Source organism: Kitasatospora sp. NPDC059673 (assembly GCF_042734215.1).
Lineage (GTDB): Bacteria > Actinomycetota > Actinomycetes > Streptomycetales > Streptomycetaceae > Kitasatospora.
In genome coordinates, this window is sequence record NZ_JBHWEN010000030.1 from 53,043 (window position 1) to 79,980 (window position 26,938).

Here is a 26,938-nt window from a genome sequence, read left to right on the forward strand (position 1 = left end):
GCGTGGGGGCACCGTCCGGGCCGCGTTCCTTCCCGGGCGTCCACAATGGACGGTATGACTGCGCACGAGGACGGCCTGTCCGCGCTGGTCCGGCTGCTGGCCGGGGGCGGGGTGGCGGTGCTGAGCGGCGCCGGGCTGTCGACCGAGTCCGGGATCCCGGACTACCGGGGGCCGGACGGGATCCGGCGGCACCGGGCGCCGATGACGTACCAGGAGTTCCTGGCGGGGGAGCCGGCCCGCCGCCGCTACTGGGCACGCAGCCACGCCGGGCGCGCCGTGATCGCCGGGGCCCGCCCGAACGCCGGCCACCTCGCGGTCGCCCGGCTGCGCGCCGCCGGGCCGGTCTCGGCGGTGATCACCCAGAACGTCGACGGCCTGCACCGTGCCGCGGGCACCACCGACGCCGTCGAACTGCACGGCGGCCTCGACCGGGTGGTCTGCCTCTCCTGCGCCGCGATCAGCCCCCGCGCCGAACTCGACGAACGCCTCGCCGCCCTCAACCCGGCCTTCCGGGACGCCGGTTCACGCATCAACCCGGACGGCGACACCGAACTGACCGACGACCTGGTGGCGTCCTTCACCCTCGCCGACTGCGCCCGCTGCGGCGGCATCCTCAAACCCGACGTGGTGTTCTTCGGCGAGAGCGTCCCCAAGGACCGCGTCGAGCACTGCTACCGCCTGGTCGACGCCTCCCGCGCCCTGCTCGTCCTCGGCTCCTCGCTGGCCGTCATGTCCGGCCTGCGCTTCGTCCGCCACACCGCGAAGTCCGGCAAGCCGGTCGCCATCGTCAACCGCGGCACCACCCGCGCCGACGACCTCGCCACCCTCCGCCTCGACGGCCCCCTCGGCGAAACCCTGACAGCCCTGGCCGCCCAACTCGGCGCCTAGCCCTGGCCCGACCCGGGCTCACGCCGCCGGTGGCGCGGTGAGCTGGCAGATCGCGACGAGTTCCAGTCGTGGCACGACGTAGTAGGTGAGCAGCCCGCCCGCGACGTCGAGGTGGCGCATCGGCTCGCCGGGGCCTTCGTACGACGTGCCGTCGAGGTACCGGGCCTCGGCGGCCCGGACCGGTTCGGCGGCACGGAGCTCAACGGCGGCGAGGAAGCCTGCGGGAAATCCGCCGGCGATGTGTTCCGCGTCGGGCAGATACTCCCAGCCCCAGCTCACCCGTTCACCGCCGCGAACGCGGCCCGGTACAACTCGGCGACCGCGATGGCGTGCCGACGGCACTCCTCGATGCTCGCCGCGTGATTGGCGAGGTAGTTCGACCGGTGGTACGTCCGGGCGGTCGCCGGGAAACGTTCGATCTCCAGCACCGCGGCCCATGTTGTGAGGCCACCGGGCCGGACCCGCGCCCAGGGGCCGGGAGGCGGGGCGTCAAGGAGGCGTCAAGGCCGGGGAACCACCCGTATGGGGGGCGTCAGGAACCGTAATGGCGGATGGATGCGCTGGTTGGCTCAGGGTGCCGGCGAAATACGCAGGCCGTTGTCCCGAGCCACCTTGGTGGATGCCATGTCGGATCTGATCTATGTCGGTGTCACGGTCGCCGTGTTCGCCGTCATCGCCCTGATCGCGCGGGGGGTGGAGAAGCTGTGACCGTGGAGAACCTCGTCGGTCTCATCGTCGCCGCCGCGCTGGTCGGTTACCTCGTTCTCGCGTTGATCCACCCGGAGAAGTTCTGACATGAGTGCCACTCTTGCCGGCTGGCTCCAGGCGCTCGCCCTGGTCGGTGCGCTGGCCCTTTGCTACCGGCCGCTGGGCGACTACATCGCGCGGCTGCTGACGTCCGCGAGACACCTCAGAGCCGAGAAGGCCCTGTACCGACTGGTCGGCGTCGATGGCGACGCCGACCAGCGCTGGCCGGTGTACCTGCGGTCGGTGCTGGCGTTCTCGATGCTCTCGGTGCTGTTCCTGTACGGGCTGATCCGCCTTCAGACGCATCTGCTGCTGAGCCTGGGCGTGCCCGAGATGGAGGCGCACCAGGCGTGGAACACCGCGATCTCCTTCACCACCAACACCAACTGGCAGTCGTACAGCGGCGAGTCCGCGATGGGCCACCTGGTGCAGATGATGGGCCTGGCGGTGCAGAACTTCGTCTCCGCGGCCGTCGGTATCGCCGTGGTGGCGGCGCTGATCCGCGGCTTCACCCGCAACCGCACCGACCGGGTCGGCAACTTCTGGGTGGACCTGACCCGGATCTCGCTGCGCCTGCTGCTGCCGATCGCGATCCTGTTCGCGCTGGTGCTGGCCGCGAACGGCGTGGTGCAGAACTTCCACGGCTTCCACGAGGTGACCACCCTGACGGGCGGTCAGCAGGCCGTCCCCGGCGGGCCGGTGGCCTCGCAGGAGGTCATCAAGCTGCTCGGCACCAACGGCGGCGGCTTCTACAACGCCAACTCGGCGCACCCGTTCGAGAACCCGACCGGCTTCACCAACCTGGTCGAGGTGTTCCTGCTGCTGGTGATCGCGTTCTCGCTGCCGCGCACCTTCGGCCGGATGGTCGGCGACAACCGGCAGGGCTACGCGATCGTCGCCGTGATGGCCATGTTCTGGGTGGCCTCGGCGTCGCTGATCACCTTCTTCGAGCACCAGCACGCCGGCAGCGCCCTGCAGGCGGCCGGCGCGGCGATGGAGGGCAAGGAACAGCGGTTCGGCATCGCCGGCTCCAGCCTGTTCGCGGCGTCCACCACGCTCACCTCGACCGGTGCGGTGGACTCCTTCCACGACTCGTACTCGCCGCTCGGCGGCGGTCTGACGATCTTCAACATGATGCTCGGTGAGATCGCGCCCGGCGGTACCGGCTCCGGCCTGTACGGCATGCTGATCCTGGCGATCGTCGCGGTCTTCGTGGCCGGTCTGATGGTCGGCCGCACCCCCGAGTACCTGGGCAAGAAGCTCGGCGGCCGGGAGATGAAGTTCGCCTCGCTGTACATCCTCACCACCCCGGCGATCGTGCTGATCGGCGCCGGCATCGCGATCGCCCTGCCCGGGGAGCGCGCCGGGATGCTCAACTCCGGGGCGCACGGCTTCTCCGAGGTGCTGTACGCGTTCACCTCCGCCGCGAACAACAACGGCTCGGCGTTCGCCGGCATCACCGTGAACACCACCTGGTACGACACGGCGCTGGGCCTGGCGATGGTGTGCGGACGGTTCCTGCCGATGGTGTTCGTGCTGGCGCTGGCCGGCTCGCTGGCCCGCCAGCAGCCCGTCCCGGCGAGCGCGGGCACCCTGCCCACCCACAAGCCGCTGTTCGTCGGACTGCTCTCCGGTGTGGTGCTGATCGTCGTCGGCCTCACCTACTTCCCGGCCCTGGCCCTCGGGCCGATCGCAGAAGGTCTCCACTGATGTCCACCACCCTTGAACCGGCGGCCCCCGAACAGGCGCCGCACAGAGTCTCCGCGGGCCTGCTCGATCCGAAGCTGCTGCTCGCCTCGCTGCCCGACGCGGTGAAGAAGCTCGACCCCCGGGTGATGGTGAAGAACCCGGTGATGTTCGTGGTCGAGGTCGGCTCGGTGGTCACCACCGTCGCCGCGATCGCCGACCCGTCGGTGTTCGCCTGGGCGATCACCGCCTGGCTCTGGCTGACCACGGTGTTCGCCAACCTGGCCGAGGCGGTCGCCGAGGGCCGCGGCAAGGCACAGGCCGACACGCTGCGCCGCACCAAGTCCGACACGGTGGCCCGACGGCTCGTCAACTGGCCGTCCGAGAAGGCCGAGGAGGAGGTGCCGGGCACCGCGCTGCGGCTCGGCGACCACGTGGTGGTCGAGGCCGGGCAGATCATCCCCGGCGACGGCGACGTGGTCGAGGGCATCGCCAGCGTCGACGAGTCGGCGATCACCGGCGAGTCCGCGCCGGTGATCCGCGAGTCCGGCGGCGACCGCTCGGCCGTCACCGGCGGCACCAAGGTGCTGTCCGACCGGATCGTGGTGAAGATCAGCTCCGAGCCGGGCAAGACCTTCATCGACCGGATGATCGCCCTGGTGGAGGGCGCGGCCCGGCAGAAGACGCCGAACGAGATCGCGCTGAACATCCTGCTGGCCTCGCTGACCATCGTGTTCCTGATCGCCGTGGTCACCCTGCAGCCGATGGCGACGTACGCGGGCGCCCCGCAGCCCACCGTGGTGCTGGTCGCGCTGATCGTGGCGCTGATCCCGACCACCATCGGCGCGCTGCTCTCCGCGATCGGCATCGCCGGCATGGACCGGCTGGTCCAGCGCAACGTGCTGGCCATGTCGGGCCGGGCCGTGGAGGCCGCCGGCGACGTCAACACCCTGCTGCTCGACAAGACCGGCACCATCACGCTCGGCAACCGGCAGGCCGCCGAGTTCCAGCCCGCGGAGGGCGTCACCGTCGAGGAACTCGCGGACGCCGCCCAGCTGTCCTCGCTGGCCGACGAGACTCCCGAGGGCCGCTCCATCGTGGTGCTCGCCAAGACCGCCTACGGCCTGCGGGCCCGCGCCCAGGGCGAGTTGGCGCATGCCGAATGGGTGCCGTTCACCGCGCAGACCCGGATGTCGGGCGTCAACGTGGACGGCCGTGAGGTCCGCAAGGGCGCGGCCGCCTCGGTCTCCAACTGGGTGACGGGCAACGGCGGTTCGGTCGGCTCCGAGGTGGCGCAGCTGGTCGACGGCATCTCCGCCGCCGGTGGCACCCCGCTGGTGGTCGCCGACCGCGAGGGCGGACGGCCGCCCCGGGTGCTCGGCGTGATCCACCTCAAGGACGTGGTCAAGGAGGGCATGCGCGAGCGCTTCGCGGAGCTGCGCCGGATGGGCATCAAGACCGTGATGATCACCGGTGACAACCCGCTGACCGCCCGGGCGATCGCCGAGGAGGCGGGCGTCGACGACTTCCTCGCCGAGGCCACCCCCGAGGACAAGATGGCCCTGATCCGCAAGGAGCAGGAGGGCGGCAAGCTGGTCGCGATGACCGGCGACGGCACCAACGACGCCCCGGCGCTCGCCCAGGCCGACGTCGGCGTGGCGATGAACACCGGCACCATGGCCGCCAAGGAGGCCGGCAACATGGTGGACCTGGACTCCAACCCGACCAAGCTGATCGAGATCGTCGAGATCGGCAAGCAACTGCTGATCACCCGCGGCGCGTTGACGACCTTCTCGATCGCCAACGACGTGGCCAAGTACTTCGCGATCATCCCGGCGATGTTCGCCGGCGTGTACCCCGGCCTCAGCCACCTGAACATCATGGGCCTGCACAGCCCGACCTCCGCGATCACCTCGGCGATCATCTTCAACGCCCTGGTCATCATCGGCCTCATCCCGCTCGCCCTGCGTGGCGTCAAGTACCGCCCGTCCGACGCGAGTTCGCTGCTCTCCCGGAACATCGGGATCTACGGCATAGGCGGACTGGTGGTGCCGTTCGTCGGCATCAAACTGATCGACCTGATCGTCCAGTTCGTCCCCGGCCTCAACTGACCAGAGAGGAGAACGAGACATGCCCGTCTTCCTGCGCACCCACCTCACCGCGCTGCGGATGCTGCTGGTGATGACCGTGATCCTCGGCATCGCCTACCCGCTGCTGATCACCGGCATCAGCCAACTCGCGTTCCCCGCCAAGGCCAACGGCTCCATCGTCAAGAGCGACGGCAAGGAGATCGGCTCCAGCCTGCTCGGCCAGAGCTTCGACCTGCCCAAGCAGAACCCCGACGACCCGGACGAGCAGGCGCAGCCCGACCCCAAGTGGTTCCAGCCGCGCCCGTCCGCCGGCAGCTACGACCCGAAGCCCTCCGGCGCCTCCAACCTCGGCCCGAACAGCGAAGAACTGCTGAAGGCCGTCGAGGAACGCCGCGCCGCCGTCGCCGCGTTCGACGGCGTCGATCCGGCGAGCGTCCCCCCGGACGCGCTGACCGCCTCCGGCTCCGGACTCGACCCGCTGATCTCCGTCGCGTACGCCAAGGAACAGGTCCAGCGCGTCGCCAAGGCCCGCGGCGTCAGCCCCGAACAACTCGACCAGCTGATCGGCACGTACACCGACGGCCGCTCGCTCGGCATCTTCGGCCAGGGCGGCGTCAATGTGGTACTGCTCAACCGTGCGGTCGCCGACCTGAAGTGACGATGCGTCCCTTACCGAAGCAGGCCGACCCGGGCGCTCCCACGCCCGGGTCGGCCGGCCGCGTCCCCGCCCCTACCGACCCGACCGTGAGACGAGCCGCCATGCCAGTTGACCTCGGAGCCCAGATGCCCGCCCACCGGCGGGGCCGGCTACGGGTCTACCTCGGCGCGGCCCCCGGCGTCGGCAAGACCTACCGGATGCTCGACGAGGCGCACCGCCGCCAGGAACGCGGCACCGACGTGGTCGTCGGCTTCCTGGAGACCCACAACCGGCCCCGCACCGCCCGACTCCTCGACGGCCTCGAACAACTCCCGCGCACCGTACGGCGCTACCGCGACACCGAGTTCGCCGAACTCGACCTGGACGCACTGCTGGCCCGCCGCCCCGAACTCGCCCTGGTCGACGAACTCGCCCACACCAACGTCCCCGGCGGGCGGCACGCCAAACGCTGGCAGGACGTCGAAGAACTGCTCGCCGCCGGCATCGACGTCATCACCACCGTCAACATCCAGCACCTCGAATCACTCAACGACGTGGTGCAGAAGATCACCGGCGTGCCGCAGCGCGAAACCGTCCCCGACGACGTGGTGCGCCGCGCCGACCAGATCGAACTGGTCGACATGGCCCCGCAGGCCCTGCGCCGGCGCCTCGCCCACGGCAACGTCTACCAGGCCGAAAAAGTCGACGCCGCACTCGCCAACTACTTCCGGGTCGGCAACCTCACCGCACTGCGCGAACTCGCCCTGCTCTGGCTGGCCGGCCGGGTCGACGAAGGACTGCGCGACTACCGGGCCGTGCACAACATCGACCGGGTGTGGGAGACCCGCGAACGCGTCGTCGTCGCCCTCACCGGCGGACCCGAAGGCCCCACCCTGATCCGCCGCGCCGCCCGGATCTGCGACCGCACCGCCGGCGGCGAACTCCTCGCCGTGCACGTCACCCGCAGCGACGGCCTGGCCGGCGCCTCGCCCGGCCGGCTCGCCGAACAGCGCAGCCTGGTCGAATCCCTCGGCGGCAGCTACCACGTGGTCGTCGGCGACGACATCCCCGAGACACTGCTGACCTTCGCCCGCGCCCGCGACGCCACCCAACTCGTCCTCGGCACCAGCCGGCGCGGCCGCACCAACCGCTTCCTCACCGGACCCGGCATCGGCGAAACCACCGTCGACCGGTCCGAGGACATCGACGTCCACATGGTCACCCACGCGTTCACCGGCCGCGGCCGCCTCCCCTCGCTCGGCCGCCGGCACTCCCGCCGCCGCACCCTCGCCGGATACGCCGCCGGACTCGCCGTCCCCTGGGTGCTGACCGCCATCCTCTCCCAGTCCCACCACACGCTGAACCTCACCACCGACGCGCTGATCTTCCAACTCGGCGTCGTCGCCGTCGCCTTGCTCGGCGGCGCGACCTCCGCCCTGCTCGCCTCGGTGGTCGCCTCACTGCTGCTGAACTACTACTTCATCCCGCCCGTCCACACCTTCACCGTCGGCGAGGCCAACAACTTCATCGCCCTCGCCGTGTTCGCCGCCGTCGCCCTGTGCGTGTCCACCGTCGTCGACCACGCCACCCGGCAGACCGCCCGCGCCGCCCGCGCCACCGCCGAAGCCGAAACCCTCTCCACCCTCGCCGGCTCCGTCCTGCGCGGCGCCGACGCCGTCCCCGCCCTGCTGGAACGCACCCGCACCTCCTTCGGCCTCGACACCGCCGCCCTGCTCGACCCCGCCACCGGCGACGTCCTCGCCCGCACCGACACCCCCGCCGCCGCCGACCAGCACCCCGAAACCACCGAACTGCCCGTCGGCGCCGACGCGTTGCTCGTCCTCACCGGACGCCGCCTGCCCGACACCGACCACCGGGTACTCGCCGCGTTCGCCGCCCACCTCGCCGCCGCCCTCGAACGCGACCGCCTCGCCACCGTCGCCGCCGAGGTCGAACCCATCCGCGCCGCCGACCGGATGCGCACCGCCCTGCTCGCCGCCGTCAGCCACGACCTGCGCACCCCGCTCGCCACCGCCCTCGCCTCCGTCGGCTCCCTGCGCAGCCCCGACGTCGAATTCTCCGCCGACGACCGGAACGAACTGCTCGCCCTCGCCGACGAATCCCTCGTCGAACTCACCCGACTCGTCGACAACCTGCTCGACCTCAGCCGCCTCCAGGCCGGCGCCCTCACCCTGCACCTGCAAACCACCCACCTCGACGAGATCCTGCCGCGCGCCCTCGACTCACTGCCCGACCCCGACGCACCCGTCCAACCCCTCGACCTCGACACCGCCCCGCCCGTCCTCGCCGACCCGCCCCTGCTGGAACGCGTCCTCGCCAACGTCGTCACCAACGCGCTCCGGCACAACGCCCCCGGCGCACCCGTCCTGGTCACCGCCTCCACCCACGCCGACCGCGTCGAAATCCGCATCGTCGACCGCGGACCCGGCATCCCGCCCGAGGACCGAGACCGCGTCTTCCTGCCGTTCCAACGCCTCGGCGACACCGACAACACCACCGGCCTCGGCCTCGGCCTCGCCCTCTCCCGCGGCCTCGCCGAAGCCATGGGCGGCAGCCTCGACGTCGAGGACACCCCCGGCGGCGGCACCACCATGCTGCTCACCCTGCCCGCCGCCACCGAAGCACCCCACGAGGAAACCCCATGACCCGCGTCCTGGCCGTCGACGACGAACCCCGCCTGCTGCGCACCCTGCGCCTCAACCTGCTCGCCCGCCAGTACGCCGCCCTCACCGCCGGCACCGCCCGACAGGCCCTCCAACTCGCCGAACAGACCCCGCCCGACGCCGTCCTGCTCGACCTCGGCCTGCCCGACCAGGACGGCATGGACGTCCTGCGCGCACTGCGCCGCCACAGCGCCGCACCCGTCATCGTGCTGTCCGGCCGCACCGACCCCGCCGACCGCATCCACGCCCTCGACGGCGGCGCCGACGACTACCTCACCAAACCCTTCGTCATGGACGAACTCTTCGCCCGCCTCCGCGCCGTCCTGCGCCGCCCCGCACCCGCCACCGCCCCGCCACTCGCCCGGATCGGCGACCACGACATCGACCCCGCCGCCGCCCGCGCCACCGGACCCGACGGCCCCGTCCGGCTCACCCCCATCGAATGGAAACTGCTCTCCGTCCTGCTCGCCGCCCCCGGCCGGCTCGTCGGCCGCCAACAACTCCTCACCGCCGTCTGGGGACCGGGCCACGAAGAACACAGCAACTACCTGCGAGTCCACTTCGCGGCCCTGCGCCGCAAACTCGAACGCGACCCGCACCGCCCCCGTCACCTGGTCACCGAACCCGGCCTCGGCTACCGCTACCTCCCCTGACGGACCGTCAACAACGCTGTGACAGAATCCGCCGGGTGACCATCCGGGTACTGCTCGCCGACGACCAGGAGATGGTGCGACGGGGACTGCGCCGCATCCTGGAGACCCAGCCCGACCTCCAGGTGGTCGGCGAGGCCGCCGACGGCATCGCCACCGTCGAAGCCGCCCGCGCCCTGCGCCCCGACGTCGCCCTCGTCGACGTCCGGATGCCCCGGATGGACGGCCTCGAAGTCGTCCGGCAACTCTGCGGGCCCACCGCCGACCCGCAGGTCAAAGTGGTCGTGGTGACCACCTTCGACCTCGACGAGTACGTGTACCCGGCGCTGCGCGGCGGCGCCTCCGGATTCCTGCTCAAACGCTCCGGACCGGCCCTGCTGATCGAAGCCGTCCGCGCCGCCATGGCCGGCGACAGCCTGATCAGCCCGTCCGTCACCGTCCGCCTGCTCCAGCACGTCACCGGCCGCCGCGCCGAGAGCACGCCGCTCACCGAACCGCTCACCACCCGCGAACAGGAGATCACCCGCGAAGTCGCCGCCGGCCGCACCAACGCCGACATCGCCGCCGCCCTGTTCATCTCGCCCGGCACCGTGAAAACCCACGTCGCGCACATCCAGCGCAAACTCGGCGTCCGCAACCGGGTCGGCATCGCCATGCGCGCCTTCGAACTCGGCTACCTCACCGACCTGCCCGCATGACCGCGCGCACTCCAGTCCGTACGGCCGCCGGCACTTTCGTCCGCACGACGGTCCGTACGACCGCCCGCCGGGTTCTGACCGCCCGCCGAGTGCTCACCGCCGTCGCGGCCGTCCTGCTGCTTCTGCCCGCGGCGGCCGCCCCGTGGACGGCCTGGCTCCCCGCCACCGCCGCCGCCCTGGTGCTCGCCCTCACCACGCTCCGCCCGCCGCCCGTCCTGGCACCCGTCGCCGCCGCCCTGCTCTCGCTCGCCGTCGATGTCGGCTACCTGGGCGACCACGGGCTGACACTGCTCTGGATGCCCGTCGAATTCGCCGCCCTGCTGGTCCTGGTGGTGCGCTCCGTACGACGGCTGACGGACCGTCGGGCCTGGGCGGTCGGCACGCTCACCGCCACAGCCGCCCTGGTGCTGCCGCTGCGCTTCACCCTGCGCCAGCCGCGCCCGGCGGACGCCTCGGTGGCCGGCCTGCTGCTCGCCGCCGTCCCCGTCGCCGCCGGCCTGGGCGCCGCCCTCTACCTGCGCGGCCAGGACGACCGCCGGGCCCGCGCCGTCCGCGACGCCCGCCACCAGCAGCGCCTCACCGTCGCCCGCGACCTGCACGACTACGTCGCCCACGAGCTCACCGGCATCCTGCTCGAAGTGCAGGCCGCCCAGGTCAGCGGCTACGACGCGGACGAGAACGCCCGGCTGCTGACCCGCCTGGAAGCCGCCGGACAGCGCGCCCTCGCCTCCATGGACCACACCCTCGACACCCTGCGCGCCCCCGAGGCCGCCGGCCCGCGCCGCCACACCCTCACCGAACTGCCCGCCCTGCTCGACCACTTCCCCGACCGGCCCACGTTGCAGCGCCCGGCCGAGCTGCCCCCGCTGCCGCCCGCCGTCGAGGACGCCGCCTACCGGGTCGCGCTGGAAGCCCTCACCAACATCCGCCGCCACGCACCCGCCGCCGACCGGATCACCGTCGCCCTCGCCCACCACCCCGGCACCGGCCTCACCGTCACCGTCACCGACACCGGGCCCGCCCACCCCCGCGCCCGCCCCGGCGGCGGCACCGGCCTGGCCGCGCTGCGCGCCCGGATCGCCGACCTCGGCGGCGAGCTGACGGCCGGCCCGCACGGCACCGGCTGGCAGGTGGCGGCGACACTGCCCACCGGGGGCTGAACGTGGTGACGGCGCGTGGACGTACTGACGTTGCGTGAACGCGCTGACCTTGCGTAAACGCGCTGACGGCGCGTGGCCGCCCCTGGTGCCGGGGGCGGCCACGTGCCGTTAATTCGCCTGTTCTTCCCCAGGGGGTCTACTCCTCGACCGGGGTGCCGTCGGCGGCGATCCGGGCGAAGCCGAGGTACTTGTGCAGCGCCTTCGGCAGCAGCACCGAACCGTCGGCCTGCTGGTGCTGCTCCAGCACCGCCGCGATGGTGCGGCCCAGCGGCAGACCCGAACCGTTCACGGTCGCGGCCGGGGTCGGCTTGCCGTTCTCGTCCCGGGTGCGGATGCCGGCCCGGCGGCCCTGGAAGGTGCCGAAGTCCGACACCGAGGAGATCTCCCGGTAGGTGTCCTGGCTGGGCAGCCACACCTCCAGGTCGTACGTCAGCTGCGAGGAGAACCCGGTGTCGCCGGCCGCCAGGGTGACCACCCGGTAGACGAGTTCCAGCTCCTGCAGACACGCCTCGGCGTGCGACACCATCAGCAGCATCTGCTCCCGCGCCTGCTCGGCGGCGCAGATCCGCACCATCTCCACCTTCGAGAACTGGTGCAGCCGGATCAGCCCGCGGGTGTCCCGCCCGTACGAACCGGCCTCCGAACGGAAGCACGGCGTGTGCGCGGTGAGCGCCAGCGGCAGCTCGGCCGGCGCGACGATCTCGTCCGCGTACAGGTTGGTGAGCGGCACCTCGGCGGTCGGGATCAGGAACAGGTCCCGGTCCGCGACACCCGTCCTGAACAGGTCCTCCTCGAACTTCGGCAGCTGCCCGGTGCCCGTCATGGTGCGCCGGTTCACCAGGTACGGCACCGCGTGTTCGACGTAGTCGTGCCGGCGGGTGTGCAGGTCCAGCAGCAGCGCGACGATCGCGCGCTCCAGCGCCGCACCGGTACCGCGCAGCACGCTGAACCGCGAACCCGACAGCTTGGTGGCCCGGCCGAAGTCCATGATGCCCATGGCCTCGCCCAGATCGACGTGGTCCTTGGGCACGAAGTCGAAGGCCTGCGGCTCGCCGACCCGGCGCACCTCGTGGGCGTCCTCGTCCGAGAAGCCGTCCGGCGCCTCGTCGGCGGGCAGGTTCGGGATCGTCAGCAGCAGCTCGGTCAACTCCTGCTGAACCGACTCCAGTTCGGCCTCGTTCTGCTGGATCTGCTCCTTCAGCGAGCGGGCGCTCTCCTTCAGCTCCGAGACGTCCCCGCCCTGCTTCGCCGTCCGCTGCACCTCCTGCGCGACCTGCTTCGACCTGGCCCGCAGCTCGTCACCGGTCTGGATCCCCGCGTTCCGCCGGGACTGCAGGCTCTCCAGCGCGGACAGGTCGAGCCGGTAGCCGCGACGTGCGAGCCGCCGGACGGCTTCGTCCCCCAGGTCGATCAGGGCGCGGGCATCATGCATCGGAGTCTGCTCCTCGGGACAGCCAGGTGAGTGCCCCGACGGTAGCAGGGGGGCGGATCGGGGTGCACGGGCTTTGGGGGGCGGTCGGGGGAGTGGTGGGGGGTGGTCTGGGGGCGGTCCGGGAGCGGTCCGGGGGTGGCTCGGGAGCGGTCCGGGGGTGGCTTGGGGGCGGTCCGGGAGCGGTCCGGAGCGGTGGGGGTGGTCGGGTTCGGTCGGATTCGGTCAGGTGTGGTCACGCTTGCGAGTTGCTCTACGCGGAGATAATCTCTGCGTAGAGCAACTCGCTCCGACCGACTCTGCAGGGGGACCCACCATGTGGCAGCACGAGTACACCGCCGACACCACCGCCGCGCCGCACGCCGTCTGGGCCGTGCTCAGCGACCTGAACTCCTGGCCGAGTTGGGACACCTCGATGGAGTCGGTGACGCTGGACGGCCCGTTCGCCGTCGGCAGCAAGGTCGCGATGACGCCGACCGGCCAGGAGCCGATCGTCTCGGTGATCACCCAGATCGAGGAGAACCACGTCTACGCCGACGAGACCGAGTTCGGCGGCACGACGCTGCGCTTCTCGCACACCCTCACCGCCCTGCCCGAGGGTGGGACACGCGTCCTGCACCGCCTGGAGATCACCGGCCCGGACGCGGACGGGCTCGGCCCCGAGCTCGGCCCGATGATCACCGAGGACTTCCCTGAGGCGATGGCCGGCCTGCTGGCCCAGGCGGAGCGAGTGGCCCGATGAAGATTCACCCCGAGGACGCGGCGATCGTCGAGCAGGACCTGCTGGCCGACGGCCCGGTGCACAGCCCCGGCTTCTGGCTGTGGCACGCCACCATGCGCTGGCAGCGCGAAGTCGCCGCCGCGCTCGCCCCCTACGACCTGACGCACCCCCAGTTCGTCCTGCTCTCCTGTGCCTGGTGGCTCAACGAGCAGGGCAAGACCCCCAACCAGCAGGAGCTCTCCCGGCAGGCCGGCACCGATGTCCGCACCACTTCGCAGGTGGTGCGGAAGCTGGAGGCCAAGGGCCTGCTGACCCGCACCACCGACCCGGACGACACCCGGGCCCTGCGCCTGCGCATCACCTCGCAGGGCGTCGGCCTGGCCCGCGCCGCGATCCCCGACGTCGAGGCCGTCGACCGTGAGTTCTTCGCCCCCGCCGCCTTGGCCCTCCCCGGCCACCCGCCCATGGACGGAGTCGCCCTCAGCGCCCTGCTCCGCCACCTGGTCGACGCCCCCTGAGACAGCCGGCCATACCCCGCCGGCCTTCCGTCGGCGGCCGTCCCCAGCCGGCCGTCCCCAGCGGGTTCCCCTGCCGGAGCCCCCGCCGGCCCCCGCCCGGGGAAACGGCCCGGGGACCAGCCCCGTCAGCCCTTGGCGACGAACTCCGCGAGCACCGGCGCCAGCACCTCCGGCGCCACCTCATGGGTCTGACCCTCCAGCGTGCGGTACTCGGAGCCGGCGGCCGCGGCGGCGGTCGCCCGGGCCGCGTCCCGCAGCATCTCGGGGCTGAGGCCACCGTCCAGGACCAGCACCGGCACGGTCAGCGCGGCCAGTCGCTCGGTCGGCACCGGCGCACCGCCCTCGCCGTCCAGGGCCTCCGTGTCGGTGACCAGCGTCGGCGCGACGGATTCGAACACCGGCCAGACGGGGGAGTTGCGCATCCCGTCGATCATCGGCTCGGGCATGCCGACGAACGCCATGAAACGCGCGACCGCCGCGCCCCGCTCACCGGCGGCGATGTCCTGCGCCACGTCCGTCCGGTAGTCCGTGAACCGGGCCCGCTGCTCGTCGCTGGTGCTGAACGGCGGCTCGTACACGGCGACCCGCTCGACCCCGATGCCCGCACCGGCTGCCCGCAGCGCGAGCGCCCCGCCGGAGGACAGGCCGAGCAGGGTCGCGGAGCCGCCCGCCACCGCGACGATCGCCGCCAGGTCCTCGATCTCCCGCTCGGCGGCGTACCCGTCGAGCGGCCCGCTCTCCCCGCGGCCGCGCCGGTCGTAGCTGAACGCCCGGTGCCCGTCGGCCAGTTGGTCGGCGATCCCGGTGGACGGGCCGAACGCGCGATGGCAGATCGCCCCGTCCACGATCACCACGGCGGGGCCCTCGCCCACCACCTGGTAGGCGATCCGGGTGCCGTCGGCGGAGGTCACGAACTCGGTCATGCAAGGCTCCTCGGGAGGGTGGGACGGGACGCTCAGGCGGCGAGCGTGTGGGCGACCAGCGCGTTGGCGTGGCCGTGGCCGATGCCATGCTCCGCCTTCAGCCAGGCGACCAGCTCCATGTGCTTGGTCAGCGGCGAGTTGCGGATCAGCTCCTGCCAGTCGGTGATCGGGCGCCCGTACTTCTGCTCGATCGAGGGGAAGTAGCTGGCCGGTCCCTTGACGCTCATCCCTGGTTCCTCCGTGCTCGTCGCGCTGCGTTGTTGCCGTCGCTGTCGTTGCCGTCGTTGGTGGTCGTCGTTGGTCGTCGTCGTCGTCGTCGTCGTCGTCGTCGTCGCCGCCGTCGCCGTCGCCGTCACAGGTATGGACGACCGGCCCCGGCGGAACTCATCGGTCCCCGCGAAACTTTTTCCGCGCCACTTCGCGAACAGCGTCCGCGGCCCGCCGGTGCCACCTACGGTCGAGTCATGGCATGGATCGATGACAGCACGATCGAGCGCGCCGCCGACTACCTGTGGACCGCGGGCCGGGTTCTGGAACAGCGGCGCTTCACCCACCTGTTCGACGCCCCGGACCCGGCGGGCGTCCTCGCCGCCCTGGACGCCTACCGCACTCCGGACGGTGGCTGGGCGTACGGCCTGGAGCCCGACGTCCGCGGCCCGGCCGCCCAACCGCTGGCCGCCGGTACCGCTGCCCGCATTCTCGGCGAGGCCGGTGCGCTGACCGGCCCGCGCGGACGCGAACTCTGCGACTGGGTCGCCACCTTGACCACCCCGGACGGCGGCGTGCCCGCGGTGCTGCCCAGCCTGCGCCGCTACCCGCACCCACCGTTCCTGCCGATCGCCGACGACCCCCCGGCCGAGCTGCTCTCCACCGGCCAGATCGCCGCCCCGCTGCTGCGCCACGGCGTCCAGCACCCGTGGCTGACGGGCGCTCAGGCGTTCTGCCGTCGCGCCGTCGAGGCGATCGAGAAGACCCACCCGTACGAGGTGTTCACCGCCGTCGGAGTCCTGGACGCCTCGCCGGACCGCGACTGGGCCGCCGAACAGGCCGCCCGGCTCGGCGAGTTGGTGCGCCGCCAGCAGCTGGTGCTGCTGGACCCGGCCCACCCGGAGCAGGTCCGGATCGCCCCCGGGTACGCGCCCCGCGAGTACCACCTGCCGCACGACTTCGCGCCCCGCCCGGACAGCCTGGCCCGCGCCTGGTTCTCGGACGCCGAGCTGGAACGCGGACTCGTCCACCTGATGTCCGCCCAACTCCCGGACGGCGGCTGGCCGATCAACTGGGCCCGGTGGTCCGAGTCCACCGAGCACGAGGCCCGCCCGGGCGTCACCCTCGGCGCCCTGCTCACCCTGCGTGCGTACTCCTCCTGAATCGGCCGCTCAGCCGACGGCGCGCTTCACCAGCTCGGTGAGGCGCGCCGTCTCGGCCTCGCCCAGGTCGGCGACCGCGTAGGACGTCGGCCACAGGTCGCCGTCGTCGAGGCGCGCCTGGTCGCTGAAGCCGATGGTCGCGTATCGGGACTTGAACTTGGCGGCGCTCTGGAAGAAGCACACCGGCTTGCCGTCCTTGTTGTTGTACGCGGGCATCCCGTACCAGGTCTTCGGCGCCAGCTCCGGCGCGACCTCGGTGACGATCGCGTGGAAGCGCTCCGCCAGCACCCGGTCCTCGGGCGGCATCTCGGCGATCTTCTCCAGCAGGTCCCGCTCCGCCTCGGCAGCCTTGGCGGCGGCCGACGCTCGCTTGGACTCCGCCTTCAGTTCCTTGGCGCGCTCCTTCATCGCCGCGCGCTCGTCCGCCGTGAAACCCTCGTGCTTCTCCGCCATGACCGGCTCTCCTGTCCCGTTCCCTGGTGACGTTCTTCATCGGTGACGTTTTTCATCGTAGGAACGGGGCCGCCACCCCGGCTTCTCGGAAACTGATCGGTCCGGGTACGCCGAAGTCCGGCCCGGGAGGCTCCCGAACCGGACTTCTTGGACGTGAGGCTCAGCGGGCCTTGAAGGTCCGCAGGCGCAGGCTGTTTCCGACCACGAAGACCGAGGAGAAGGCCATGGCGGCGCCCGCGATCATGGGGTTGAGCAGGCCGGTGGCGGCCAGTGGCAGGGCGGCGACGTTGTAGGCGAAGGCCCAGAACAGGTTGCCCTTGATGGTGGCCAGGGTGCGCCGGGACAGTCGGATGGCGTCGGCGGCGGAGCGGAGGTCGCCGCGGACCAGGGTGAGGTCGGCGGCCTCGATGGCGGCGTCGGTGCCGGTGCCGATGGCCAGGCCGAGGTCGGCCTGGGCGAGGGCGGCCGCGTCGTTGACGCCGTCGCCGACCATGGCGACGGTGCGGCCTTCGGCCTGCAGCCGCTGGATGGTGGCGACCTTGTCCTCGGGCAGCACCTCGGCGATCACGTCCTCGGCGGGGATGCCGACCTCGGCCGCCACCGACTCGGCGACCAGCCGGTTGTCACCGGTCAGCAGTACCGGGCGCAGGCCCAGGGCCCGCAGCTCGGCGATCGCCTCCGCGCTGGTCGGCTTCACGGCGTCCGCCACCTCCAGCACGGCCCGCGCCGCACCGTCCCAGCCGACCGCGATCGCGGTCCGGCCGGCCCGCTCGGCCTCGGCCTTGGCGACCAGCAGCTCCGCCGGCAGCCGCTGCGCCCAGTCGGCCAGCAGTGCCTCGCGTCCGGCGACCACCGCGTGGCCGTCGACCACGCCCTGCACGCCCAGCCCGGGGACGTTCTCGAAGCTCTCGACCGCCTCCAGCTCGCCGAACTTCTCCTGTGCGGCGGTGGCGACGGCCTGGGCGATCGGGTGTTCGGAGGCGTGCTCCAGCGCGCCGGCCAGCCGCAGTGCCTCGTCCTTGCTGGTGCCCTCGGCGGTGTGGACGCCGACCAGGGTCATCCTGCCGGTGGTCACGGTGCCGGTCTTGTCGAGGACGATGGTGTCGACCTTGCGGGTGTTCTCCAGAACCTCGGGGCCCTTGATCAGGATGCCCAGCTGGGCGCCGCGACCGGTGCCGACCAGCAGCGCGGTCGGGGTGGCCAGACCCAGGGCGCAGGGGCAGGCGATGATCAGCACCGCGACGGCGGCGGTGAACGCGGCGGTCCAGCCTTCGCCGGTGCCCAGCCAGTAGCCCAGGGTGGCGAGCGCCAGGGTGATCACGACCGGCACGAACACGCCGGAGATCCGGTCCGCCAGGCGCTGCGCGGCGGCCTTGCCGTTCTGCGCGTCCTCGACCAGCTTGGCCATCCGGGCCAGCTGGGTGTCCGCACCGACCCGGGTGGCCTCGATCACCAGCCGTCCGCCGGCGTTGACCGTCGCGCCGGTGACGGCGTCGCCCGGGCCGACCTCGACCGGCACCGACTCACCGGTCAGCATCGAGGCGTCCACGGCGGAGCTGCCCTCGATCACGGTGCCGTCGGTGGCGATCTTCTCGCCGGGACGGACCACGAACCGGTCCCCGACCGCGAGTTGGCCGATCGGCAGCCGCACCTCGCGGCCGTCCCGCAGCACCGTCACGTCCTTCGCGCCCAACTCCAGCAGCGCCTTCAGCGCCGCGCCCGCCGTCCGCTTCGACCGGGCCTCGAAGTACCGGCCGGCGAGGATGAACGCGGTGACGCCGGCCGCCGCCTCCAGGTAGATGTTCGACGCGCCGTCGGAGCGGGCGATGGTGAACTCGAAGCCGTGCCGCATGCCCGGCATGCCCGCGTCGCCGAAGAACAGCGCCCACAGCGACCACAGGAACGCGGCGCCGGTGCCCAGCGAGACCAGGGTGTCCATGGTCGCGGCGCCGTGCTTGGCGTTGGTCCAGGCGGCGCGGTGGAACGGCCACGCCGCGTACGTCACGACCGGGGCGGCCAGCGTCAGCGACAGCCACTGCCAGTTGTCGAACTGCAGCGCCGGCACCATCGCCATCGCGATCACCGGCACGGCCAGCGCCAGCGAGGTGATCAGCCGCTGCCGCAGCGGGGCCAGCTCGTCGGCCGCGTCGGTGCCCTGCTCGCCCTTCTCCTCGGCCGGGGGCTCCGGCAGTGCGGCCGTGTAGCCGGTGGCTTCCACGGTGGCGATCAGGGCGGAGACCTCCACGGGCCCGTCGATGACCACCTTGGCCTTCTCGGTGGCGTAGTTGACGCTGGCCTGGACGCCGTCCATGCGGTTGAGCTTCTTCTCGATCCGCGCGGCGCAAGAGGCACAGGTCATGCCGCCGATGCGGAGTTCCACCTCGGTGGAGGCGGGTGCAGCCTGGGTGGTCATCAGGGGCTCCTCGTGGGTTTCGAACATCCCGGCCGGTGGCCGGGCTGCTGCCTTCCTCAGGCGCGGCCGGTCAGTTCGTAGCCCGCCTCGTGGACGGCGGCGCGCACCGTCTGGTCGTCGAGCTCGGCCGCCGAACCGACGGTGACCAGCCCGTTCTGCACGTCCACCTGCACGGTCTCGACGCCCTCCAGGGCCCCGATCGCCTTGCCGACGGCCTTCTCGCAGTGCCCGCAGGTCATCCCGGACACGGCGAACACGGTGGTGACGGCGGCCGGCGCGGTGATGGTCGCGGTGGTGGAGCAGGTGCCGTCGCTGGAGCAGCAGGACATGGGATCCTCCGTTGAAGTTCTCGATACCGGGAGGGGGTATCCCTTCCGGCAAGAACATTTATACCCCTGGGGGGTATGCAGTGCAAGCGTTTCCCGCCTGAATCCGGGGCCGGCCCGGTCCTGTAGTGGGGTGTGGCTCCCCGCCGCGGCCGCCCGGCCCTCCGCTTCCGAAGAATTTCCGGCCCACAGCCGGCCCTCGGTCCGCACCGGCTCTGACCTCGCAACTTCCGCCCCGCGCAGGCCTCGTGGGGGTCTTCCCGTGCCCCGGAATCCGGCCCCGAAGCGCTTGACACATACCCCTAGGGGGTATCTACTCCGGGGTGTCGCAGGGCACCGTCAACCGCCAAGGGAGTCCGCCATGAACACCGCACTCAAAGTCGCCGTCTTCGCGTCCGGTCTCGCCGTCGCGTTCGGCGCCGCCTTCGGGGTCGGCCACGCCGTCGGCGGCGCCCCGGCCCCGGCCCACACCTCGCACGAGGCCGGCAAGGCCAACGGCGCGCACGGGGACCACGACGCCGCCGCCGGTCACGGGGAACGCGGCGGCAAGGACGACCACCCCGTCGGCGGCCTGCAGATCTCCGAGGACGGCTACACCCTGAGCCTCGACCGCTCGGTGGTCCCGGCCAGTGGCCCGACCGAGCTGAGCTTCCGGGTGCTGGCCCCGGACGGGAAGCCGCTCACCGCGTACCGGCCGGCACACGAGAAGGAGCTCCACCTGATCATCGCCAGCCGCGACCTGACGTCCTTCCAGCACCTGCACCCGGTCCGCGCGGCCGACGGCACCTGGAGCGTCCCGGCGAACATCGCCAAGGCCGGCGACTACCGGGTGTTCGCCGACTTCACCCCGGCCGCCGGGGGCGAGGCGCTGACGCTCGGCGCGGACCTGCACGCCGGCGGCGACTACCAGCCGGCCGCCCTCCCGCAGACCGGCCGCACGGTCACCGTCGAGGGCTACACCGTGACCGTCACCGGCGACCTGACGGCCGGCCGGGCGGGCAAGCTGGCCTTCGCGGTGTCGAAGGACGGCAAGCCGGTCGCCGACCTCGACCCGTACCTCGCCGCCTACGGCCACCTCGTGGTGCTGCGCACCGGCGACCTCGGCTACCTGCACGTCCACCCGGACGGCGAGCCCGGCGACGGCGTCACCAAGCCCGGCCCGGAGGTCGACTTCACGGCCACCGCGCCCAGCGCGGGCGACTACCGCCTGTTCCTGGACTTCCAGCATGAGGGCACCGTCCACACCGCGGTCTTCACCCTCGCCGCCGGCGCGAACGGCGCCTCCACCGTCGGGTCCCCGACCACCGCCACAACTGCGGCGCCGACCCCCACCGAGTCGGCCCACCACCACTGACCGGCCACCACTGATCGGCCGCCCCACCCCCCGCGCGGATTCCAGGCCTGCGCACACCCGCGTTAGCCACATACCCCCTCCCGGTATAGCCCGAAGGAGACCCGGCCATGTCCGACCTCAGCGCACCCCCCGCACCGCGTCGCTGGACAGCGCTCGCCTTAATTGCCCTCGCCCAGTTCATGGTCATCATGGACACCTCGATCATCGGCGTCGCCCTGCCGAAGATGCAGACCGCGCTCGGGTTCTCGCAGGAGAACCTGTCCTGGGTGTTCAACGCCTACGTGATCGCCTTCGGCGGTCTGCTGCTGCTCGGCGGACGCCTGTCCGACCTGCTCGGCGCCAAGCGCATCTTCGCCGCCGGCTGGATCGTCCTCGCCGCCGGCTCCCTGGTGGCCGGCCTGGCCGGCACCGCCTGGGTCGAACTGGTCGGCCGCGCCGCCCAGGGCGCCGGCTCGGCGCTGATCGCCCCGGCCGCGCTCACCCTGCTGATGACCCTGTTCGGCGGCCGTCCCACCGAACTGCCCAAGGCCTTCGCCCTGTACGGCGCGGCCGCCCCGGCCGGCGGCACCGCGGGCGTGTTCCTCGGCGGCCTGATCACCCAGTACGCCAGCTGGGAGTGGGTGTTCTGGATCAACCTCCCGGTCGCGCTGATCGTGCTCGCCGCCAGCCCCTCGGTGATGCCCGCCGCCGCCGCCCGCCGCGGATCGATCGACTGGCTGGGTGCGATCACCGTCACCGCCGGCCTCGCCGTCACCGTGTTCGCCATCGTCCGTGCCCCCGAGGTCGGCTGGGACTCCGCGCAGACCTGGCTGGTGCTGGCCGCCGGTCTCCTGCTGATCGCCGCGTTCCTCGGCATTCAGTCCCGCCGCCGCGAGCCGCTGATGCGCCTCGGCATCTGGCGCAGCCCGAACCTGGCGGGTGCCAACCTGGCGCAGCTGCTGATGGCGGCGGCCTGGATCCCGATGTGGTTCTTCCTCAACCTCTACCTGCAGCAGGTGCTCGGCCTGAAGGCGTTCGCCTCGGGTGCGGCGCTGCTGCCGATGACCGCCGCGATCATGCTGATGATGATCGTCCTGGCGCCCCGCCTGATCGCCCGCTTCGGCCCGAAGCCGCTGATCGTCGCCGGCCTGGCCGCGCTCGCCGCCGGCATGTACTGGCTGTCGCTGGCCCGCCCGGACGGCAGCTTCGCGGTCGATGTCCTGCCGGCCTCGCTGCTCGCCGCGATCGGCATGGCGCTCGCCTTCATCCCGTCGCTGGGCACCGCGCTCGCCGTCCCGAACCCCGCCGAGGGCGGCCTCGCCTCCGGCATCGTCAACACCTCCTACCAGGTGGGTTCGGCCCTGGGCCTGGCCGCCATGACGGCCGTCGCCGCCGCCAACGGCTCCCGTGAGCTCGGCAACTCGGTCGCCCTGACCCACGGCTTCTCCGCCGCCTTCGTCGGCGCCGCCGCCCTGGCCCTGCTCGGCGCCCTGGCCTCCCTCCTCACCCTGCGCACCCCGGCCCCCGCCGCCGAGCCCGTGGAGGCCGCGGCCTGATCCGCCCGCACCGACCGCCCGACGCTCCCCGGCGGAGCGCCGGGCAGTGCGTCGTCCTCGGTGCAAAGCGGCCGTGGGCCCGGCGGATCGGCGTAGCCTTCGTGCATGGCAGAGAGCAAGGTCGCGAAGGCCGGGCGGAAGAAGCCCGAGACGCACCTGGGGATGGTGCGCCGGGCCCGGAAGATCAACCGTGAACTGGCGCAGCTGTACCCCTACGCGCACCCGGAGCTGGACTTCGACGGTCCGTTCCAACTTCTGGTGGCGACGGTGCTGTCGGCGCAGACCACGGACCTGAGGGTCAATCAGACCACCCCGGCGCTGTTCGCCAAGTACCCGACGCCGGAGGACCTCGCGGCGGCCGTCCCCGAGGAGCTGGAGGAGATCGTCCGCCCGACGGGGTTCTTCCGCGCCAAGGCGAAGTCGCTGATCGGCCTGTCGATCGCGCTCCGCGACCGCTACGACGGCGAGGTGCCGCGCAAGCTGGAGGATCTGGTCACCCTCCCCGGCGTGGGCCGCAAGACCGCCAACGTCGTCATCGGGAACGCGTTCGGTGGCGCCGGAATCACCGTGGACACGCACTTCGGACGCCTCGCCCGCCGCTTCGGCTGGACCACCGCCGAGGACCCGGAGCAGGTCGAGGCCGACGTCATGGCGATCTTCCCGAAGTCGGAGTGGACGATGCTCTCGCACCGGGTGGTGTTCCACGGGCGCCGGGTCTGCCACGCCCGCAAGCCCGCCTGCGGGGCGTGCCCGATCGCGCCGCTCTGCCCGTCGTACGGCACCGGCGAGACCGATCCCGAGCAGGCCCGCAAGCTGCTCAAGTACGAGCTCGCCGGACAGCCCGGCCAGCGCCTGCGCCCCCCGGCCGACTTCCCGGGCGAGGCGGCGGCCCGCGCCGAGGTCGCGGCCGGACACCCGTTGCCCGACACCGCCCCGGACGCGGTACGGGCGGTCCGAAAGAACGTGGGGGGCAAGGCATGACGGGGCCCGCGGTACTTCGGGACGGCCTGCCCGAGTGGCTGCTGCCGGTGCGCGACGCCGCCGAGCGGGCGGTGCCGGAGCAGCTGAGCCGGTTCCTGCCACCCGCCGAGGGCGGCCGGCCGTCGGCGGTGCTGATGCTGTTCGGCGAGGGCCCGACCGGCCCGGACCTGCTGATGATCGAACGGGCCCGCAGCCTGCGCTCGCACGCCGGCCAGCCGTCCTTCCCCGGCGGCGCGCTGGACCCGGAGGACGGCGACCCGGCCACCGCGGGCCCGTTGGCGGCGGCGCTGCGCGAGGCCACCGAGGAGACCGGGCTCGACCCGTCGGGTGTGCAGTTGTTCGCGCGGCTGCCCGCGCTGTACATCCCGGTCAGCGGCTTCGTGGTGACGCCGGTGCTCGGCTGGTGGCGGCGCGAGTCGCCGGTCGCGGTGGTGGACCCGGCGGAGACCGGCGCGGTGTTCCGGGTGCCGCTGGCGGAGCTGACCGAACCGGCGAACCGGGCCCGGCTGCGCCACCCGTCGGGTTTCACCGGCCCGGCGTTCCAGGTGGCCGGCCGCCTGGTGTGGGGCTTCACGGCGGGGGTGATCGACCGGGTGCTGCACTTCAGCGGCCTGGAGCGGCCCTGGGACGACAGGCGCACCGTCGAACTCTCCGAGGAGGCCGTGGCCCTGTCGCTGCGGCCCCGCTCCTGACCGCCCCTCAGCGTCCGACGCGCAGCGGGGCGAGCGTCGAGATCACGTCTCCGGTGTCGGGGTTCTTGTCCCCGGTGTGCCACTCGTCGGTCGCCGAGCCGACCGCCCACGAGGCCGCCCCGAGCACCAGGTAGATCACCAGCAGCGCCTTCGCGGCCCCGGTCAGCACCAGCGGCCGGGTCGCGGAGTGCTGCGGCTCGGTGTTCGGCGGGTCGCCGAACACGTCCTTGGGGTAGGCGGAGGTGAGCATCATCAGGTAGGCCTGGAACCGCATCCGGTAGCGCAGCACGGCGGCGGTGGCCTCGAACAGCGCCTGTGGCATCCGGCCCGTGATCAGCACGATCAGCCAGTGGACGACGGACAGCGTCCACCAGCCGGCCTGCAGCAGGCCCTGGATGATCGCGGCCGGGATGGCCAGCAGCAGCCGGAAGAACACCGCGAGCCGGTTCAGCTCCTCGCCGGGCCGCACCTCGATCCGCACCGGATGCTCGGACGCGTCGAAGCTGAACGGCGGGTAGCGGTCGACCAGCAGCAGCATCGAGGCGTAGACCCTGGTGTCGTACGCCAGGAACCCCGACAGCCACTTGGCGGCGAACCGGGGGAGCCGCCCGGTGAACAGCGCGCCGAACCAGCCGATCACCGCGACCACGAAGGCCACGATCGACAGCAGCCACAGCACGATGAACTGCGGGATCAGCAGCAACAGACGCAGCAGTACGGTGAACCGGTTCTGGCGGGCGGACGGTGGGAGGTCGAGGGCCGGCTGGAATTCGGCGCGGTCCACGACGGGTACGTCCCACCTGGGCTGTTCCATGGCACGACTCCCTGGTCCCTCGTCAGCTGTCCGGATGATCAGACAGTCGCAACCAATCCGGGCGCGTTGCCCGCCGGGCTGACCCGATCGGGCGACCACCGGTGGCCGGTGTCCCCCGCCCGGTGGGACGTGGGAGGGTATCCGGGTGAACGTCCTGGATCTGCTGCTGATCGCCGCCGCACTGGGCTTCGCCGTCTCCGGCTATCGGCAGGGCTTCGTGGTCGGCGTGCTCTCGGTGCTCGGCTTCCTCGGCGGCGGCCTGATCGCAGTCCAGCTGCTCCCGCTGGTACTGCGCCACCTCTCCCCGGGCACCACCGCCTCGGTGGTGGCGGTCGTGGTGGTGATCGTGCTCGCCGCGATCGGCCAGGCGATCACCACCCACTTCGGCTGGAAGCTGCGCGGACGGCTCGGCCGCGGCAAGGTCAAGGCCCTGGACGCGGTCGGCGGCTCCCTGGTGAACGTGCTGTCGATGCTGCTGGTGGCCTGGCTGATCGGCTCGGCGCTGGCGGGCACCTCGCTGCCGACGGTCTCCAAGCAGGTGCGCACCTCCAAGGTGCTCGGCTCGGTGCAGTCGGCGCTGCCGTCCGACGCCCCGAACTGGTTCTCCGACTTCAGCAAGGAACTCGCCCGCAACGGCTTCCCGCAGGTGTTCAACCCGTTCGAACAGGAGCCGATCACCGAGGTGGAGCCGCCCGACCCGGCGCTGGCCGGCAGCGCCGGCGTGCAGAAGGCCAAGGGCTCACTGGTGAAGGTGCTGGGCACCGCCCCCTCCTGCGGCAAGACCTTGGAAGGCTCCGGCTTCGTGTTCGCCCCGCACCGGGTGATGACCAACGCGCACGTGGTCGGCGGCGTCGACGAGCCGACCGTGCAGATCGGCGGTACCGGCCAGCTCTACGACGCCACCGTGGTCCGCTACGACTGGCAGCGCGACATCGCCGTACTGGACGTCCCCCGGCTGAACGCCCCGCCGCTGACCTTCGCCGGCGAGGCGCGGACCAACGACTCGGCGATCGTCGCGGGCTTCCCCGAGAACGGCGCCTTCAACGTCCAGCCCGCCCGCATCCGCGGCCGCATCCAGGCCAACGGCCCGGACATCTACCACCGCGGCCAGGTGGTCCGCGACGTCTACTCGGTCCGCTCGCTGGTCCGCCAGGGCAACAGCGGCGGCCCGCTGCTCACCCCGGACGGCCAGGTGTACGGCGTGGTGTTCGCCAAGTCCCTGGACAGCTCCGACACCGGCTACGTGCTGACCGCCGCCGAGGTGAAGGAGGACGTCATCCAGGGCGCCACCGCCACCGGCAAGGTCGGCACCGAGGGCTGCGCGCTCTGACCGCGCGCCCGCCGCTCGTTCCCTGACGACCCGTCGGCCTGCCTGGTAGCGTCGGCCGAGCTCACCCGAACGGCCCAGCCGGGCCGCCCCGGCGGAGCCCGACGGGAGGTTCGACAGACGTCATGATGGGTCATTCGCACGCGGTCAGCGGCGCCCTGCTGTTCGCGGCCACCGCGCCGTTCGTCCCCCCGCTGATGGGCATGCACCTGACGCCGGCGGACGTATTGATGGGCACCGTGCTGTGCGCCGGTGCGGCGCTGCTGCCGGACCTCGACCACCACGACGGGACGATCGCCAACTTCCTCGGCCCGGTCTCCAAGGCGCTGTGCCGCTTCGTCGCCTGGGCCTCCGGCGGCCACCGGCACGCCACCCACTCGCTGCTGTTCGTCGCGCTGATGGGCGGCGGAAGCTGGGCCGGCATCACCTTCCTGGGCCGCTGGTTCACCATCGGCCTGACCTTCTTCCTGCTCGCCATGGCGATCAAGGCGCTGCGCCTGCACCCGCCGGGCCACGGGCACGCGCCCTGGATCATCGTGGTCGGCCTGGCCGCGCTCGGTACCTTCGGCATGCTCACCTGGCTGCCCAACGCCCCCGGCTGGCTGCCGTACGCGGTGGCCCTGGGCACCCTGGCGCACCTGCTCGGCGACTGCCTGACCAAGCAGGGCTCGCCGCTGCTGTGGCCGCACAAGGAGCGCTACGAGGTGGTGCTGATCAAGCGCACCGGCAATGACATGGAGACCAAGATCCTGGTCCCGGTGATGTCGGTGGCGACCTTCGGGCTGCTGCTCTGGTCCACCGCGATCTCGCCGAGCGTGCTGGGCTGAGACTCTTCGCAGGCG

General features: G+C 72.2%; 28 protein-coding genes. 19 read left to right on the forward strand and 9 right to left on the reverse strand.

The annotated features are described in order from the left end of the window. Window positions 1-45 precede the first annotated feature (45 nt). Entirely contained in the window at window positions 46-888 is an 843-nt protein-coding gene (locus tag ACFV18_RS28190; protein WP_380487922.1) for an NAD-dependent protein deacetylase, read from the forward strand. Between the two features lie 18 nt (window positions 889-906). On the opposite strand, the gene ACFV18_RS28195 is transcribed toward ACFV18_RS28190, so the two are convergent. Beyond that, the gene (locus ACFV18_RS28195) at window positions 907-1,167 is read right to left on the reverse strand and encodes a hypothetical protein (protein WP_380487924.1); all 261 of its coding nucleotides are present in this window, start codon (window positions 1,165-1,167) and stop codon (window positions 907-909) included. Further along, entirely contained in the window at window positions 1,164-1,316 is a 153-nt protein-coding gene (locus tag ACFV18_RS28200; protein ID WP_380487925.1) for a hypothetical protein, read from the reverse strand. Before ACFV18_RS28200 ends, ACFV18_RS28195 begins: the two co-directional genes overlap by 4 nt. Before the next feature lie 127 nt (window positions 1,317-1,443). Here ACFV18_RS28200 and ACFV18_RS28205 point away from each other — a divergent pair, with 127 nt between their 5' ends. From ACFV18_RS28205 to ACFV18_RS28245, 9 genes are all read left to right on the forward strand, one after another. Beyond that, window positions 1,444-1,596 (forward strand): hypothetical protein, encoded by a 153-nt coding sequence (locus tag ACFV18_RS28205; protein ID WP_380487927.1) that lies wholly within the window; start codon window positions 1,444-1,446, stop codon window positions 1,594-1,596. Further along, window positions 1,593-1,682 carry a K(+)-transporting ATPase subunit F gene (gene kdpF, locus ACFV18_RS28210; protein WP_380487929.1) on the forward strand — a complete coding sequence of 30 codons (90 nt, stop codon included), beginning with the start codon at window positions 1,593-1,595 and terminating at the stop codon, window positions 1,680-1,682. The genes ACFV18_RS28205 and kdpF overlap by 4 nt, the downstream gene beginning before the upstream one ends. Before the next feature lies 1 nt (window position 1,683). After that, window positions 1,684-3,345, forward strand: a complete 1,662-nt coding sequence (gene kdpA, locus ACFV18_RS28215; protein ID WP_380487931.1) for a potassium-transporting ATPase subunit KdpA — start codon at window positions 1,684-1,686, stop codon at window positions 3,343-3,345. Further along, window positions 3,345-5,432 carry a potassium-transporting ATPase subunit KdpB gene (gene kdpB / locus ACFV18_RS28220; protein ID WP_380487932.1) on the forward strand — a complete coding sequence of 696 codons (2,088 nt, stop codon included), beginning with the start codon at window positions 3,345-3,347 and terminating at the stop codon, window positions 5,430-5,432. Before kdpA ends, kdpB begins: the two co-directional genes overlap by 1 nt. A 19-nt stretch (window positions 5,433-5,451) precedes the next feature. Then, the gene (gene kdpC, locus ACFV18_RS28225) at window positions 5,452-6,069 is read left to right on the forward strand and encodes a K(+)-transporting ATPase subunit C (protein ID WP_380487933.1); all 618 of its coding nucleotides are present in this window, start codon (window positions 5,452-5,454) and stop codon (window positions 6,067-6,069) included. A 101-nt stretch (window positions 6,070-6,170) separates the two neighbouring features. After that, window positions 6,171-8,714 carry an ATP-binding protein gene (locus ACFV18_RS28230; protein WP_380487935.1) on the forward strand — a complete coding sequence of 848 codons (2,544 nt, stop codon included), beginning with the start codon at window positions 6,171-6,173 and terminating at the stop codon, window positions 8,712-8,714. Then, window positions 8,711-9,385, forward strand: coding sequence for a response regulator (locus ACFV18_RS28235; protein ID WP_380487937.1), 675 nt, complete (start codon window positions 8,711-8,713; stop codon window positions 9,383-9,385). The genes ACFV18_RS28230 and ACFV18_RS28235 overlap by 4 nt, the downstream gene beginning before the upstream one ends. A 35-nt stretch (window positions 9,386-9,420) precedes the next feature. Further along, window positions 9,421-10,080 carry a response regulator gene (locus ACFV18_RS28240; RefSeq protein ID WP_380487939.1) on the forward strand — a complete coding sequence of 220 codons (660 nt, stop codon included), beginning with the start codon at window positions 9,421-9,423 and terminating at the stop codon, window positions 10,078-10,080. Between the two features lie 89 nt (window positions 10,081-10,169). Beyond that, window positions 10,170-11,240 (forward strand): sensor histidine kinase, encoded by a 1,071-nt coding sequence (locus ACFV18_RS28245; RefSeq protein ID WP_380487940.1) that lies wholly within the window; start codon window positions 10,170-10,172, stop codon window positions 11,238-11,240. 136 nt (window positions 11,241-11,376) lie between these two features. Here the strand turns inward: ACFV18_RS28245 and serS are convergent, their stop codons facing one another. Further along, window positions 11,377-12,672, reverse strand: a complete 1,296-nt coding sequence (gene serS / locus ACFV18_RS28250; protein WP_380487942.1) for a serine--tRNA ligase — start codon at window positions 12,670-12,672, stop codon at window positions 11,377-11,379. Window positions 12,673-12,985: 313 nt separating this feature from the next. On the opposite strand from serS, the gene ACFV18_RS28255 reads away from it, so the two are divergent. Further along, window positions 12,986-13,411 carry an SRPBCC family protein gene (locus ACFV18_RS28255; protein ID WP_380487944.1) on the forward strand — a complete coding sequence of 142 codons (426 nt, stop codon included), beginning with the start codon at window positions 12,986-12,988 and terminating at the stop codon, window positions 13,409-13,411. Further along, entirely contained in the window at window positions 13,408-13,908 is a 501-nt protein-coding gene (locus ACFV18_RS28260; RefSeq protein ID WP_380487946.1) for a MarR family winged helix-turn-helix transcriptional regulator, read from the forward strand. The genes ACFV18_RS28255 and ACFV18_RS28260 overlap by 4 nt, the downstream gene beginning before the upstream one ends. Before the next feature lie 125 nt (window positions 13,909-14,033). Here the strand turns inward: ACFV18_RS28260 and ACFV18_RS28265 are convergent, their stop codons facing one another. Further along, window positions 14,034-14,831 carry an alpha/beta fold hydrolase gene (locus ACFV18_RS28265; protein ID WP_380487948.1) on the reverse strand — a complete coding sequence of 266 codons (798 nt, stop codon included), beginning with the start codon at window positions 14,829-14,831 and terminating at the stop codon, window positions 14,034-14,036. Window positions 14,832-14,863: 32 nt separating this feature from the next. Then, window positions 14,864-15,058, reverse strand: coding sequence for a DUF4287 domain-containing protein (locus ACFV18_RS28270; protein ID WP_380487950.1), 195 nt, complete (start codon window positions 15,056-15,058; stop codon window positions 14,864-14,866). A gap of 237 nt (window positions 15,059-15,295) precedes the next feature. On the opposite strand from ACFV18_RS28270, the gene ACFV18_RS28275 reads away from it, so the two are divergent. After that, window positions 15,296-16,201: a hypothetical protein gene (locus ACFV18_RS28275; protein WP_380487952.1), complete on the forward strand. Its 906-nt coding sequence runs from the start codon at window positions 15,296-15,298 to the stop codon at window positions 16,199-16,201. 9 nt (window positions 16,202-16,210) lie between these two features. Here ACFV18_RS28275 and ACFV18_RS28280 read toward each other — a convergent pair whose 3' ends face one another. From ACFV18_RS28280 to ACFV18_RS28290, 3 genes are all read right to left on the reverse strand, one after another. Continuing rightward, window positions 16,211-16,654 carry an iron chaperone gene (locus tag ACFV18_RS28280; RefSeq protein ID WP_380487954.1) on the reverse strand — a complete coding sequence of 148 codons (444 nt, stop codon included), beginning with the start codon at window positions 16,652-16,654 and terminating at the stop codon, window positions 16,211-16,213. 160 nt (window positions 16,655-16,814) lie between these two features. Beyond that, a complete protein-coding gene (locus ACFV18_RS28285; protein ID WP_380487955.1) occupies window positions 16,815-19,067 on the reverse strand; it encodes a heavy metal translocating P-type ATPase in 2,253 nt (750 codons plus the stop codon). A 56-nt stretch (window positions 19,068-19,123) separates the two neighbouring features. Then, on the reverse strand, window positions 19,124-19,396 hold the full coding sequence (locus ACFV18_RS28290; RefSeq protein ID WP_380487957.1) for a heavy-metal-associated domain-containing protein: 273 nt from the start codon (window positions 19,394-19,396) through the stop codon (window positions 19,124-19,126). 358 nt (window positions 19,397-19,754) lie between these two features. Between ACFV18_RS28290 and ACFV18_RS28295 the strand changes: the two genes are divergently transcribed. From ACFV18_RS28295 to ACFV18_RS28310, 4 genes are all read left to right on the forward strand, one after another. Then, the gene (locus tag ACFV18_RS28295) at window positions 19,755-20,747 is read left to right on the forward strand and encodes a hypothetical protein (protein WP_380487959.1); all 993 of its coding nucleotides are present in this window, start codon (window positions 19,755-19,757) and stop codon (window positions 20,745-20,747) included. 107 nt (window positions 20,748-20,854) lie between these two features. Next, on the forward strand, window positions 20,855-22,282 hold the full coding sequence (locus ACFV18_RS28300; RefSeq protein ID WP_380487961.1) for an MFS transporter: 1,428 nt from the start codon (window positions 20,855-20,857) through the stop codon (window positions 22,280-22,282). Between the two features lie 105 nt (window positions 22,283-22,387). After that, window positions 22,388-23,263, forward strand: coding sequence for an endonuclease III (gene nth / locus ACFV18_RS28305; protein ID WP_380487963.1), 876 nt, complete (start codon window positions 22,388-22,390; stop codon window positions 23,261-23,263). Further along, window positions 23,260-23,955 (forward strand): NUDIX hydrolase, encoded by a 696-nt coding sequence (locus tag ACFV18_RS28310; RefSeq protein ID WP_380487965.1) that lies wholly within the window; start codon window positions 23,260-23,262, stop codon window positions 23,953-23,955. The genes nth and ACFV18_RS28310 overlap by 4 nt, the downstream gene beginning before the upstream one ends. 7 nt (window positions 23,956-23,962) lie before the next feature. Here the strand turns inward: ACFV18_RS28310 and ACFV18_RS28315 are convergent, their stop codons facing one another. Further along, window positions 23,963-24,769, reverse strand: a complete 807-nt coding sequence (locus tag ACFV18_RS28315) for a DUF4389 domain-containing protein (protein WP_380487967.1) — start codon at window positions 24,767-24,769, stop codon at window positions 23,963-23,965. Between the two features lie 145 nt (window positions 24,770-24,914). Between ACFV18_RS28315 and ACFV18_RS28320 the strand changes: the two genes are divergently transcribed. Then, complete coding sequence (locus tag ACFV18_RS28320) at window positions 24,915-26,099, forward strand: MarP family serine protease (protein ID WP_380487969.1); 1,185 nt, start codon at window positions 24,915-24,917, stop codon at window positions 26,097-26,099. 125 nt (window positions 26,100-26,224) lie between these two features. Next, on the forward strand, window positions 26,225-26,923 hold the full coding sequence (locus ACFV18_RS28325) for a metal-dependent hydrolase (RefSeq protein WP_380487971.1): 699 nt from the start codon (window positions 26,225-26,227) through the stop codon (window positions 26,921-26,923). The last annotated feature ends 15 nt before the right edge of the window (window positions 26,924-26,938 follow it).

Coding starts and splice junctions, on each gene's coding strand:
- ACFV18_RS28290 (WP_380487957.1), bottom strand. CDS start 19,396: ATGTCCTGCTGCTCCAGCGACGGCACCTGCTCCACCACCGCGACCATC.
- ACFV18_RS28205 (WP_380487927.1), top strand. CDS start 1,444: ATGCGCTGGTTGGCTCAGGGTGCCGGCGAAATACGCAGGCCGTTGTCC.
- kdpB (WP_380487932.1), top strand. CDS start 3,345: ATGTCCACCACCCTTGAACCGGCGGCCCCCGAACAGGCGCCGCACAGA.
- serS (WP_380487942.1), bottom strand. CDS start 12,672: ATGCATGATGCCCGCGCCCTGATCGACCTGGGGGACGAAGCCGTCCGG.
- ACFV18_RS28280 (WP_380487954.1), bottom strand. CDS start 16,654: ATGGCGGAGAAGCACGAGGGTTTCACGGCGGACGAGCGCGCGGCGATG.
- kdpA (WP_380487931.1), top strand. CDS start 1,684: ATGAGTGCCACTCTTGCCGGCTGGCTCCAGGCGCTCGCCCTGGTCGGT.
- ACFV18_RS28260 (WP_380487946.1), top strand. CDS start 13,408: ATGAAGATTCACCCCGAGGACGCGGCGATCGTCGAGCAGGACCTGCTG.
- ACFV18_RS28230 (WP_380487935.1), top strand. CDS start 6,171: ATGCCAGTTGACCTCGGAGCCCAGATGCCCGCCCACCGGCGGGGCCGG.
- ACFV18_RS28235 (WP_380487937.1), top strand. CDS start 8,711: ATGACCCGCGTCCTGGCCGTCGACGACGAACCCCGCCTGCTGCGCACC.
- ACFV18_RS28325 (WP_380487971.1), top strand. CDS start 26,225: ATGGGTCATTCGCACGCGGTCAGCGGCGCCCTGCTGTTCGCGGCCACC.
- ACFV18_RS28315 (WP_380487967.1), bottom strand. CDS start 24,769: ATGGAACAGCCCAGGTGGGACGTACCCGTCGTGGACCGCGCCGAATTC.
- ACFV18_RS28190 (WP_380487922.1), top strand. CDS start 46: ATGGACGGTATGACTGCGCACGAGGACGGCCTGTCCGCGCTGGTCCGG.
- ACFV18_RS28310 (WP_380487965.1), top strand. CDS start 23,260: ATGACGGGGCCCGCGGTACTTCGGGACGGCCTGCCCGAGTGGCTGCTG.
- nth (WP_380487963.1), top strand. CDS start 22,388: ATGGCAGAGAGCAAGGTCGCGAAGGCCGGGCGGAAGAAGCCCGAGACG.
- ACFV18_RS28285 (WP_380487955.1), bottom strand. CDS start 19,067: ATGACCACCCAGGCTGCACCCGCCTCCACCGAGGTGGAACTCCGCATC.
- ACFV18_RS28295 (WP_380487959.1), top strand. CDS start 19,755: ATGAACACCGCACTCAAAGTCGCCGTCTTCGCGTCCGGTCTCGCCGTC.
- ACFV18_RS28300 (WP_380487961.1), top strand. CDS start 20,855: ATGTCCGACCTCAGCGCACCCCCCGCACCGCGTCGCTGGACAGCGCTC.
- ACFV18_RS28255 (WP_380487944.1), top strand. CDS start 12,986: ATGTGGCAGCACGAGTACACCGCCGACACCACCGCCGCGCCGCACGCC.
- ACFV18_RS28270 (WP_380487950.1), bottom strand. CDS start 15,058: ATGAGCGTCAAGGGACCGGCCAGCTACTTCCCCTCGATCGAGCAGAAG.
- ACFV18_RS28265 (WP_380487948.1), bottom strand. CDS start 14,831: ATGACCGAGTTCGTGACCTCCGCCGACGGCACCCGGATCGCCTACCAG.
- kdpC (WP_380487933.1), top strand. CDS start 5,452: ATGCCCGTCTTCCTGCGCACCCACCTCACCGCGCTGCGGATGCTGCTG.
- ACFV18_RS28275 (WP_380487952.1), top strand. CDS start 15,296: ATGGCATGGATCGATGACAGCACGATCGAGCGCGCCGCCGACTACCTG.